This is a genomic window from Sphingobacterium sp. UBA2480 (assembly GCF_002341965.1).
Lineage (GTDB): Bacteria > Bacteroidota > Bacteroidia > Sphingobacteriales > Sphingobacteriaceae > Sphingobacterium > Sphingobacterium multivorum.
Window position 1 is genome coordinate 342,524 of record NZ_DDPA01000010.1, and the last position, 11,549, is coordinate 354,072.

The 11,549-nt window shown below is 42.9% G+C and carries 10 protein-coding genes; 5 read left to right on the forward strand and 5 right to left on the reverse strand.

The features are described from left to right. Window positions 1-19: 19 nt before the first annotated feature. Window positions 20-2,131, forward strand: coding sequence for a type IA DNA topoisomerase (locus B3600_RS25465; protein WP_112373886.1), 2,112 nt, complete (start codon window positions 20-22; stop codon window positions 2,129-2,131). 29 nt (window positions 2,132-2,160) lie between these two features. Here the strand turns inward: B3600_RS25465 and B3600_RS25470 are convergent, their stop codons facing one another. Both B3600_RS25470 and B3600_RS25475 read right to left on the reverse strand, forming a co-directional pair. Then, a complete protein-coding gene (locus tag B3600_RS25470) occupies window positions 2,161-3,078 on the reverse strand; it encodes a TIGR01777 family oxidoreductase (RefSeq protein WP_286754840.1) in 918 nt (305 codons plus the stop codon). 4 nt (window positions 3,079-3,082) lie between these two features. After that, window positions 3,083-3,589: a GbsR/MarR family transcriptional regulator gene (locus tag B3600_RS25475; protein ID WP_201303460.1), complete on the reverse strand. Its 507-nt coding sequence runs from the start codon at window positions 3,587-3,589 to the stop codon at window positions 3,083-3,085. A gap of 222 nt (window positions 3,590-3,811) precedes the next feature. Here B3600_RS25475 and B3600_RS25480 point away from each other — a divergent pair, with 222 nt between their 5' ends. The 3 genes from B3600_RS25480 to B3600_RS25490 all read left to right on the forward strand — a co-directional run bounded on the left by B3600_RS25480 (window position 3,812) and on the right by B3600_RS25490 (window position 6,156). Next, complete coding sequence (locus B3600_RS25480; RefSeq protein WP_286754841.1) at window positions 3,812-4,795, forward strand: hypothetical protein; 984 nt, start codon at window positions 3,812-3,814, stop codon at window positions 4,793-4,795. A 115-nt stretch (window positions 4,796-4,910) separates the two neighbouring features. Further along, window positions 4,911-5,315: an energy transducer TonB gene (locus B3600_RS25485; RefSeq protein ID WP_159332724.1), complete on the forward strand. Its 405-nt coding sequence runs from the start codon at window positions 4,911-4,913 to the stop codon at window positions 5,313-5,315. Window positions 5,316-5,388: 73 nt separating this feature from the next. Beyond that, on the forward strand, window positions 5,389-6,156 hold the full coding sequence (locus B3600_RS25490; protein ID WP_286754842.1) for a suppressor of fused domain protein: 768 nt from the start codon (window positions 5,389-5,391) through the stop codon (window positions 6,154-6,156). 59 nt (window positions 6,157-6,215) lie between these two features. On the opposite strand, the gene lat is transcribed toward B3600_RS25490, so the two are convergent. Together lat and B3600_RS25500 are read right to left on the reverse strand one after the other, a co-directional pair. After that, window positions 6,216-7,505 (reverse strand): L-lysine 6-transaminase, encoded by a 1,290-nt coding sequence (gene lat / locus B3600_RS25495; protein WP_286754843.1) that lies wholly within the window; start codon window positions 7,503-7,505, stop codon window positions 6,216-6,218. A gap of 19 nt (window positions 7,506-7,524) precedes the next feature. Further along, window positions 7,525-9,054, reverse strand: a complete 1,530-nt coding sequence (locus tag B3600_RS25500) for an aldehyde dehydrogenase family protein (RefSeq protein WP_286754844.1) — start codon at window positions 9,052-9,054, stop codon at window positions 7,525-7,527. 125 nt (window positions 9,055-9,179) lie between these two features. Between B3600_RS25500 and B3600_RS25505 the strand changes: the two genes are divergently transcribed. Next, window positions 9,180-10,352, forward strand: coding sequence for an acyl-CoA dehydrogenase family protein (locus tag B3600_RS25505; protein WP_286754845.1), 1,173 nt, complete (start codon window positions 9,180-9,182; stop codon window positions 10,350-10,352). A gap of 985 nt (window positions 10,353-11,337) precedes the next feature. On the opposite strand, the gene B3600_RS25510 is transcribed toward B3600_RS25505, so the two are convergent. Then, window positions 11,338-11,549: hypothetical protein (locus tag B3600_RS25510; RefSeq protein ID WP_286754846.1), on the reverse strand; the 212-nt coding region annotated here is incomplete at its 5' end.

Below are 11,549 nucleotides of genomic sequence, written 5' to 3' on the forward strand. Positions count from 1 at the left end.
CTAACATCTTATATCTAAAATGAAGGTTGTAATTGCTGAAAAGCCCTCCGTGGCGCGTGATCTGGCTCGAGTGATGGGGGCGAAGGAAGTCAAAGACGGTTATATCGCCGGCAATGGCTATGCTTTTACGTATGCTTTTGGCCATTTGGTTCAACTCTGTACGCCACAGGCTTACGGATACAATTCGTGGACAATTTCAAATTTGCCGATCATTCCATCCACATTTAAGCTAGAATCGAAGAAAGTGAAGCGTGATGGCAAGCAGATGGATGATACCGGAGCAGTTAAGCAACTCAACACCATAAAATCCCTGTTGGAACAGGCCGAAGAAATCATTGTGGCTACCGATGCGGGACGGGAGGGTGAATTGATCTTTCGTAATATATACTATTTTTTAGGTTCTAAAGTACCTTTTAAACGCCTTTGGATATCGAGCCAAACTGATAAAGCCATTAAAGAAGGTTTTGCCAATTTGAAAGCAGGTACGGAATACGATAGCCTGTACATGTCTGCCCGTTCACGTTCGGAATCGGACTGGCTAATCGGTATCAATGCGACGCAGGCCATCACCTTGGCGGCCGGGAATAAAGGATTACTTTCTTTGGGCCGCGTTCAGACGCCAACCTTGGCCATGATCTGTTCGCGCTATCTGGAAAATAAAGACTTTAAACCCCAGGCATTCTATAAAATTCAGGCCGGTTTTGAAAAAGATAATATCAGTTTTAAGGCAACCTCCAATAAGATCGATAAAAAGGATGTCGCCGAGCAAACCATTGCGCGATTGACCGTTGGTTCCAATGCCCGCGTGGCAAAGGTGGAAGCCAAAGAAACAAAAGAGCAACCGCCCTTGCTATTTGATTTGACATCGCTGCAACAGGATGCAAATAAGAAGTATGGTTATTCGGCCGATCAGACACTGAGTATTGCGCAAACACTTTACGAAAAGAAGGTCATCACTTATCCGCGTACGGGTTCCCGTTACATCGGTGAGGATGTTTTTGAAGAAATTGGCGCACTTTTTCAACATTTGTCGGATACCGCAGATGAATCCATCTCGTCGATCGCAAAAAATCTGATCGGTGCAAAATTGAACAAACGTTCTGTCGATGACAAAAAGGTAACCGATCACCACGCCCTATTGGTGACGGATGAAAAGCCGGGTCCCATGCTCAAAGAGCAACAGAATGTTTACAATATGATCGCCAAGCGCATGGTGGAAAGTTTCTCGGAAGTATGTATAAAAGATATTACCACCGTGACAATTGATGCGCAGGGGGTTGAACTTATCGCCAAAGGTACTGTAATCAAGCAATACGGCTGGCGTCTTTCCGCGGAGCAGATCGAAGCGCCCGATGAAGATAAAAACAATGACGATCAGGATAATGAAAATGCGCAGTTACCGAAGCTGTTAGCTGAGGAATTATTGCAGATTCTGACCCTCGAACTTGCCGAACGTTTTACCAAAGCAAGACCCATACATACCGAAGCCTCCTTATTGAAGGCCATGGAAACTTCGGGAAAGGAAATTGAAGACGATGAAATGCGGCAGGCTATGAAGGACTGTGGACTTGGTACACCTGCTACACGAGCCGCAACCATCGAAACACTTTTCCAGCGGGATTATATTAAGCGCGACAAGAAAAAACTGATCCCAACGGAAAAAGGACTTGCGGTATACAATCTTGTAAAAGATCGTTCCATTGCCAAGGTAACCTTGACCGGTAAATGGGAGCAGAAGCTGGAGGAAATGCGAGCCAATAAAGTGTCCTATGATGTTTTTATGAAACATATTAAGGACTATACGGCCAAAATTACAAAAGAACTGTTGACGCTGCGGATTTCTCTCGCGCAAGAGGAAGTTAAACCTCAACAAAAAGGAAAGATAAAATGTCCGAAATGTGAGCAGGGATTGATTTTGCTCTACGATAAAGTAGCCCAATGCGACCATTATGCCCGTGGATGTGATTTTAAGATCTGGCGGACATTGAATGGTATCTTTCTCGACGAAAAAGAGATGAAGAACCTGTTGGAGAAAGGAAAAACCTCCGAGTTTAAAGGGGTAAAAAATAATGAGGGTGCTATTGTCACTGCGCCGCTTGTATTTGAAAATTTTAAGGTTAACGTGGGGTAAATGGTTTACCCCACGTTAACCTTAAAATTTTATTCCCGCTGCAGAATATCCTGTAAAGCACTTGAAATCGATGGAAACCTGAACGTAAATCCACTATTCTCCAGCTTTTCAGGTAATACCCAACGGCTTTTTAAAAGCAGCTCTGTCTCCGTGCCAATAAAAGCAGCACCTATTTCCAGCAGCCATTTGGGAGATGGTAGACCAATTTTACAGTTCATTACTTGTCGAAAAGTCGCCATAAAAGTTTTATTCGTAACGGGGTGGGGGGCCGCACAATTGACGACACCATCCATATCCGCATGATCTTTTAAGAACAAAATAATTTGAAAAAGATCTTCAATATGGATCCAGCTAAAATATTGCTGGCCATTTCCTTGTATGCCCCCTAGTCCAGCCCGGACAAGATTTTTAAAAGGCAGGATAACACCTCCATCCGCACCCAAAACAATCGCCATCCGAAGTGCCACCTGTCTTGTCTTTTCCAATTTGAAGTCGAAAAAAGTCTTTTCCCATAATTTGGCAACATCAACAGAAAAACCTGTTCCGATCTCCCCCGAACTTTCGGTCATCGGACGATCTTCGGCGTGCCTATAAATGGTTGCTGTACTGGAGTTGAGCCACAATTTTGGTGGATTGGTACAGCCTGCGATCAGCTCACCAAGAATCGTTGTCGTCTTTGTTCTTGAAGAAAATATTTCGGCCTTATTTTTTTCGTTATATCGACAGTTGACAGACTTTCCGGCTAGATTGATTAGCATCTCCGCATTTTCCAGTGCATCGGAAATGCCGGATCGATCGGTCCAAAGGATATTGCCCTGCCGACGGCCAATGACGATAACCTGGTAACCCAATGTTTGAAATCTCTCGCAAAGATATTGTCCAACAAAACCTGTTCCTCCAGCGATGACTATTTTATGCATGGCAAGTGTGTTTACAGTCCAGTTCATGATGCTACATCATTAATTTGATCAATTTAATTAATAAATCTCCACCGCTAGTATTGAAAATCTTGTTGGCAATAGTTTCGAGTTGATCCGTCAGATTTTGGATGTCCTTGACCGTTTTATGGAATTCCTTACCTTCTGCCGTCTGATCCTTCTCTGTATTTCGGCTGATATCCTTTAGAATATCCATAACGGGGTCAAGTTCTTTTTGCTTACGCATTACCGCAATTTTCATGGCCCATTTTAAGACTTCTTTCTCGGCAACAAAATATTCTTTTCTGTCGCCGGCAATATGCTTTTTGTAGACGATGCCATAATCGATCAATTGTCGGATACTCATATTGGCATTGCCGCGCGAGATCACCAACTTGTCCATAATCTCGTCTGTAGACATGGGATTGCTTGCCGAGAGGAGTAAGGCATGAACTTGCGCAACGGACTTGTTGATTCCCCATTCAGAACCTAATGCCCCCCAGGTGTCTATAAATTGCTGTTTTGCTTCTTGTAATTCCATCGTGCTTTTATTTTGCCAATACCTCAATTTGTTTTTATCGGACTATTGAACCGATCGGCTTTCTCGTCCTTTTTATGATTGCCTTTATTAAAGTTATTCAAAGTTTTTGAACTTTCAAAAATTTCTGAAAATAAAATAAGTTTAAATAGACAAGTCACCATATCGTAATAAGAATTTGCTTTTCTTGCGGACTTTTCGATTTGTTTTAACTTTGCCTGCATTATGGCGGCAACTTTGTATAATCCATTCAAACAATTTCAGTTTGATTCAGATATTTGTTTTTTAACAGGAAATAAACTCCAATCGGAAGAAGAATCCATTCAGGTGTTTCCTGTATGGATGATGAAATCTTTTCAATTGGAAGATAAACCTTTTAAAATGCTGGATGAGAATCTGGTGACTTATAAATCGTTGAAGCTCCCCTGTTCCATAACTGCAGCTGAAGCGATCGAACAAATGGAACGTGTGGTAGAACAGTCGTTTGAACAAGGTTATGAAGCCGTCAAACAGTTGGATCCCTTATTATTGTTTCAATGGATGACAAAAATCATCTATGGGGTGGTCTTTAATGAAATTCTTGCGGGAATTCGGCAGCAAAAAGCTTCTGGCGAAGATATGAACTTTTCTCAGGCGCTTGCACAGCGTTTTACAAATCTCCATGCGATGTTGCAGTCGCTGGTTGTACCGATGGAGTTTGAAAATACCTTCCCATTTTCATTGGTTGTTGTACCGGTTGAGAATGCACCCGATACATTTATGTATCGTGATGAAATCAATACCTTGATCTTTTCTATCCGCATGAAGGACTTTGCTGTAATCGCCTGTCTTCAAGATAATGCCACAAACAATATTTATCACGAAGATATCCTCAAGATTATTGCGGGCAAAACATTGCATCCCATTCAGTTTGAAGAATTGTGTGCACGCTATTTTTATTCAGCCTACTTATTTAATCGTTTACCAGATTATACCTATTTAAATACCCCGCAAAAAGTCTATGTTGAACCGATGCCATTAGCAGATATGTCGATGAAACCTATCTTTGATCATTGGCAAAACAAGACCTATGGCCAAGTTTTGGAAAATTTTTGGAAACCTTGGGGTTTGACCTTGTTCGAGATTATTAAAAATCCAGAGCATCCGATTAGTTTTCTTGTTGACGAAGCAGGAGAGTTTGTTACTGATATTGCTAGGCCGCTCAATTAGTCCAAAAGAATTAAAGTAATAAATTATCTTATATAAGCGTTAAATGGTACGGTTATGGATAGGATAGGGTATGTATTTAACAGGATTCAAGACTCTTTTTTCAGTTTTACTTTTTATGGTATGGTGTACTTCCGCAAGTGCACAAGTGATTGCTAAGCGGGATATCCCTGCAGACAGTATCGCACAGCATGTTGATGATTTTCCCTATTTCAAGGGCGGGGTGGTGGCCTGGTCCAAATTTATACAAAATAATCTGGATCTGTCCGGAACAGTCCGGGCAATGGACAGTGTGGCCTATGCAAAATACGGATCTCGGCAAACGGCAATTCTGAAATTTATTGTTTGCGAGGATGGGGCGATCTGCAATATTGAAATCGAGAATCCCGATAAGGTAAGCCCCGAGTTTGCAAAGGCTGTGTTGTCTGCTATGCGCCGGTCGCCACAATGGATGCCTGGTCAGGTCAAGGGAAAACCGGTTAAAACAAGATTCAGGCAACCTGTCGTTGCTGTGATCGAATAAAATTGATAAGAATAGCTTAAATTTTCACCATTTATAAGATAATATGTCATTTTGGGATAAAGTCAAAAAGATTATGAGTAGCGGAGCGGAGGAATCTTCGCCTGAAAAAAAAGATACAGAAATTACTGCCGGAGGTTCTACGGTCTACCGTTATGAAGATCAATCTGATGATAAGGATCCTAAAAACTTATTTCCGGAGGTACAATGTGTTTATCTGGATGAAATCGAGGAGCATTTGACCAAATATATTGCCGAACCCGATATGGTATTCCATGAGATTATCTCCGAACTGGTTCATATCGATGTGCATTGGATTAAACCAAGTGCAAACTATCCATATCATATATTGGTTACTTCGGGCATGAGTGACCTGGCTATGCATGTTCCAGATGAAGTGGAAAACAAAGAGTCTTATGAGCGCGCAGAGCTAATGGTTGTGCTGCCCGCTGATTGGAAGATCGGAGAAGAGGAATTTCAGGATGACAATAATTATTGGCCGGTCTACTTTTTGAAAAGATTAGCGCGGTTTCCACATGAGTACAAAACCTGGCTGGGCTATGGGCATACCATTCCCAATGGCATGGAAGCCGAAGATATTGCAAATACAGGTTTCGGTTGTATGTTGCTACTTCCGCCTATGCTAAGTTTTGATGAGGAATTTTTGGAGTTAAAGACCAAAGATGGTAATCTGATCAATTTTTATGCAATGATTCCCGTGTATAAAGAAGAGATGGATTACAAACTGGAAGAGGGCACAGATGCACTCTTAGACTTGTTTGATGAATATGGAATTTCCGAGCTGGTCGATATCGACCGTCCCAATGTCTGTAAAGATAGATAGTTTATAAAAAATATGCAATGCGATGGGCTATTTTAGAGCTTTTAGCATTGCATATCTTTTTAGGAAATACTTTTTTCTATAATTGCTATCGTTTTATCGATATCCGCATAGCTCACATTGAGGTGCGGTCTAAAACGGATACTTTTCTCTCCACAGCCTAACATAATCAGTTTATTGGCGTAGGCTTTCTTGATAAATTCATTCCGTGCAGCTTCCGATTCGAAATCCACTGCAACGAATAAACCCTCACCCCGTAAATTGGACAGCTGCGGTTTTTTCGCTAGCAGTTCCTGGAGCTTATCTTGTAGATAGCGCCCTTTTTCTGCCGCATTTTGAATCAGGTTTTCTTGCTCTATGACTTCAAGAATTAATTTAAAGCGGAGCATATCCATAAAATCGCCACCAAATGTCGAATTGATACGACTGGATTCTTGAAAGACATGATGTTCCACCTGATCAAATTTTTCCTTGCTCGCCAGTATACCGCAGACTTGTGCTTTTTTGCCGAAGGCAATGATATCGGGAATGACGTTATAATGTTGGTAAGCCCACATTTTTCCCGTAATACCCAATCCCGTCTGTACCTCGTCAAAAATTAAGAGGATCTGATTTTCATCACATATTTGACGAAGCTGTACGAAAAATTCCTTTCGAAAATGGTTGTCGCCACCTTCACCCTGTATCGGTTCAATAATAATGCAGGCAATATCGTTGGGGTTAGCCGTGATCGCCTGACGTATTTCCGAGACAGCTTTTTCCTCCAAAGCAATCGTCTGATCGATATGTTCGCTTGTTAAGGGATAGCTCAATTTAGGATTGGTAATGCGTGGCCAGTTGAACTTTGGAAAATAAAGGTATTTTCTGGGGTCTTGTGTATTCGTTAATGACAGGGTATAGCCCGATCTACCATGAAAAGCCTGTTTAAAGTGAATGACCTGGCTGGCTTCCTTTTGTATTCCCTGTGCGAAATTAAGCCTTGTCTTCCAGTCGAAGGCAGCTTTTAAGGCATTTTCCACGGCGAGTGTTCCCCCCGAGATGAAAAAGGCATAGGGGAGTTCTTTCGGTATGGCTACACGGTCAAAAGTGTCGACAAAATCAGCAAACTCTTTAGGGTAAATATCTGACATGGCTGGCTTATTGACGGCCATTTTACCCAGGAAGTCACGTTGTTTGACCAAATGTGGATGATTGTAACCCACGGCCATGGAGGCAAACATACTGAACATATCGAGGTATTCATCCCCATTTTCATCCACGACATAAGAACCATGGGATTTCTCCATATCCATAACCAAAGGGAATCCATCGGCTAATATATGTTTGCTTAATCTTTCATGTACGCTGCTCATAGTTTTGTGTGTAAATGGTTTATAAATCAAATTTGATACCTTGTGCCAAGGGAAGGTCAGTTGTATAATTGATGGTATTTGTCTGGCGGCGCATATAAGCTTTCCAGGCATCTGATCCAGACTCCCGGCCTCCGCCAGTCTCCTTTTCGCCTCCAAAAGCACCTCCGATTTCGGCGCCCGATGTGCCGATATTGACGTTGGCAATACCACAATCAGAGCCAGCAGCACTGAGAAATAGCTCGGCTTCCCGTAGGTTGTTGGTCATAACGGCAGAAGACAATCCCTGGGCGACGCTGTTTTGAAGTGCTATGGCCGCACTGATATCCCCTTTGTATTTGATTAAGTAAAGAATAGGGGCAAAGGTCTCATGCTGTACGATTTCATAATGATTTTCAACTTCGGCAATGACAGGCTGCACATAACAGCCACTTTCATACCCTTTGCCTTCAAGGACCTTTCCCTTGATCAGCATTTTTCCCCCTTGTGTTTTAATTTTGTCCAGTGCGTTTAAGTATGATTTTACGGCGGCTTTGTCGATCAATGGTCCCACATGATTTTTCGTGTCCAAAGGGTCACCAATTTTTAATTGACCATAAGCTTTTGTCAGTTGTTTTTTGACGTTGTCATAAATGTCCTCATGGATAATAAGTCTTCGGGTACTTGTACAGCGTTGTCCGGCTGTACCTACGGCACCAAATACAGCACCGATAATGGTCATTTTTAAGTCGGCGTCTGGAGTAACGATGATCGCATTGTTTCCACCGAGCTCCAAAAGTGTTTTACCAAGGCGTTGTGCTACGGTAACGGCGACTTCTTTTCCCATTCGGGTAGATCCTGTTGCAGAAATCAAGGCGATGCGGTTGTCTGCCGAAAGCCACTCGCCAACTTCCCTGTCGCCCATAATGAGGTTGGATATTCCCTCGGGCAGCCCGTTGTTGTGTAAGATTTCTGCAAGTAATTTTTGGCAAACTATGGCACATAACGGTGTTTTTTCGCTGGGTTTCCAGACGACAGTGTTGCCGCAGACCAAGGCGAGGGCGGTGTTCCATGCCCATACCGCCACTGGAAAGTTAAATGCTGTAATAATACCGACGACACCCAAAGGATGATATTGATCGTACATGCGGTGCCCAGGACGTTCAGAATGGATGGTATTACCATACAATTGACGGGATAGGCCCAAGGCGAAGTCACAGATATCGATCATCTCTTGGACTTCACCCATGCCTTCTTGGTAAGATTTTCCCATTTCATAGGAAACTAATTTTCCGAGAGTAGGTTTAAGCTCACGTAGCTTGTCTCCCAACTGGCGAACGATGTCTCCTCTTTTTGGAGCAGGCAGTAGGCGCCAGTGTAAAAATGCATCTCCGGCCTGCTTAATGACTGCTTCATAGTCTTTACGATTGCTACTTTTTATGTTTGCGATGAGTTTTCCATCGACAGGTGAAAAGGATTCGAATTCTTTACCTTCGGAAAACCATTGCTGTCCAGTTGATGATCCTAAATTCTGGGAAGATATTCCAAGTGTTTTAAGCGCTGATTTTATCATAATGGTTTATTTTATTCGTGGAATAGTTTAAATATATGAAATAAATTTTTTGTTGACAAGTTTGTTCTGAATATTGTTCAGTGAAAAATAATCGTTATCTTAGATAAGCTAATGTAGACTATATCATGATCAAACAGATTAATACCGATTATTACCAGGTGGACGATTTATTGTCCGAAGAACATAAACTGATACGGCAGTCTGTCCGTGATTTTGTGAAAACAGAGATAAAGCCTTTCATTGAAGATGCGGCGCAGGAGCACCGTGCTATTGCGGGTTTGATGCCTAAATTGGGGGCAATTGGAGCGTTGGGACCTTATATTCCTGTCGAATATGGTGGTGCAGGGTTGGATCAGATTTCCTATGGCTTAATTATGCAGGAATTGGAAGCCGGCGACTCGGCAATTCGTTCGGCAGCATCGGTGCAATCCTCTTTAGTGATGTTTCCGATTTATACCTTTGGTAGTGAGGAGCAACGTCGTAAATATTTACCGCGGTTGGCATCGGGGGAGTTGGTCGGTTCTTTTGGGCTTACTGAGCCTAATCATGGTTCTGATCCGGGTGGAATGGAAACGAAATTGACGGCAAAAGGAGCTGGTTTTTTATTAAATGGAGCAAAGATGTGGATTACAAATTCGCCTATCTGTGATATTGCCGTCGTTTGGGCGCGAGATGAGGCCGGGAAAGTACGGGGAGTTATTGTTGAGCGCGGAATGGCTGGTTTTGAAACTCCGGAGACCATGCATAAGTGGTCGTTGCGCGCTTCCAAAACAGGTGAATTGGTTTTTCATGATGTTTATATCCCTGCGGAAAATATACTTCCTGCTGTAAATTCAATGCGTGGCCCACTTTCCTGTTTGAATTCGGCCCGCTATGGAATTTCATGGGGCGTGATCGGAGCAGCAATAGACTGTTATGAAACTGCGGTTCAATATGCGTTGGAGCGACATCAGTTTGAAAAGCCAATTGCCGGTTTTCAATTGCAGCAAAAGAAGCTGGCGGAATTTCTGACAGAAATTACCAAGGCGCAGTTGCTGTCGTGGCGTTTAGGAGTACTCAAGAATGAGGGGCGTGCTACTCCTCAGCAAATCTCCATGGCAAAGCGGAACAATGTGAATATGGCGCTGCAGATAGCGCGTGAATCTAGGCAGATTCTTGGCGGAATGGGGATTGTCGGTGACTTCCCAATAATGCGACATATGATGAACCTAGAGTCTGTAGTTACCTATGAAGGGACGCATGATATTCATTTATTGATCACAGGACAAGATATTACGGGGCTGAACGCTTTTTCTTGATCTTTTTCTTCGTACGAACACGCTTTATACAGTAATAAACGATGCTATGATTTATTGAATTTTTAGTCAATAAGAGGTGGCATCGTTTGTGTATATTTTGCTGCATTAGTGTGGATTCGTGGATGCTTCTACATCATGTTAATGCCTATGTAATTTTATTACTTATATAATTTTGTTAGCGCTAATACTTATATAATTATGTGGTGTTAATACTTATTATGTAATAAGGATTCAATAGACCTCATTTGTCCCTGTAGGTATATTCTATCGTTCTCTTTTGGTCATTCCATGTGAGCGCTATGATCAGTCGCCGTTCAAGCCGATAACAGGCTAACTTCTTCATAAGCATTGTATTTAATTCCGATGCTTGAAATCAGTACGGCAAATCAGTACTGCGAAATGGTTTTTTCCTTCTTTATAGCGTGTTTTTCCGAGTTGTTTTCGTGTTGCAGCGTCGCTGCGGAGTTTTTCGGCTGTGGTTCGGATTGGCGTTGGCCTTTTTTAGGGGCATTCAGGGGATATGGTCGCGTTCGGAGCGTCATTTGCCCGTGTTGGCAGCGGGGTAAGTGCGGGCTTAGACTCGGACTCAACACGGACTCAACACGGACAGAACACGGTTGCAGGGCAAATCTGCCCCGAGCATGGTACGAAGCAGGTGGAGATGGGAGCCGAAGGTTCCCGCAAGCCCTGCGCAGCAGCCGGAGCCCTGTCCACGAGGCGGAACCCTAGTTTGCCCTAAATGAGCCATGCTTCCCCAGTAAATAAAGAAAAGTTGAGGGCTTCTTATTCCTTAGGTTAGCTTTTGTTTATATTTAGCTTAGCAATAAGTTAGGGTTTGTTTAGATATAACCTATACTATACCTAAACAAACCCTAACTAAACCCTAAACTAAACCTAAGTAAACAGATAAGAAAGTACGGTATCCGTCCGTCCCCTGTTATATCCTGCATTGCGGTTTCTTTCCGCTGCGATCTTTCTGGCCTTATCAATATCCGTCCGTCCATCGGCTGCGCCAGTGTACACCATCTTCAATTGGGCATTGAGCCAAGAGGGCTACCAAAGTGGTTCCTGAGTTTAGGCAGAAACAGATCGAACAATACAATGTCCATCCCTCTTTCCCTGTAAAGCCCGCACCAAAGTCCGGTTCCCAGTCCCATTCCGCTGCGGAATCAACCATCCCAGCCCTGCGATCACCTG

Bases quoted from the DNA above. Each gene is read 5' to 3' on its own strand.
- B3600_RS25465 (WP_112373886.1), top strand. From the start codon at position 20: ATGAAGGTTGTAATTGCTGAAAAGCCCTCCGTGGCGCGTGATCTGGCT.
- B3600_RS25470 (WP_286754840.1), bottom strand. From the start codon at position 3,078: ATGAACTGGACTGTAAACACACTTGCCATGCATAAAATAGTCATCGCT.
- B3600_RS25475 (WP_201303460.1), bottom strand. From the start codon at position 3,589: ATGGAATTACAAGAAGCAAAACAGCAATTTATAGACACCTGGGGGGCA.
- B3600_RS25480 (WP_286754841.1), top strand. From the start codon at position 3,812: ATGGCGGCAACTTTGTATAATCCATTCAAACAATTTCAGTTTGATTCA.
- B3600_RS25485 (WP_159332724.1), top strand. From the start codon at position 4,911: ATGGTATGGTGTACTTCCGCAAGTGCACAAGTGATTGCTAAGCGGGAT.
- B3600_RS25490 (WP_286754842.1), top strand. From the start codon at position 5,389: ATGAGTAGCGGAGCGGAGGAATCTTCGCCTGAAAAAAAAGATACAGAA.
- lat (WP_286754843.1), bottom strand. From the start codon at position 7,505: ATGAGCAGCGTACATGAAAGATTAAGCAAACATATATTAGCCGATGGA.
- B3600_RS25500 (WP_286754844.1), bottom strand. From the start codon at position 9,054: ATGATAAAATCAGCGCTTAAAACACTTGGAATATCTTCCCAGAATTTA.
- B3600_RS25505 (WP_286754845.1), top strand. From the start codon at position 9,180: ATGATCAAACAGATTAATACCGATTATTACCAGGTGGACGATTTATTG.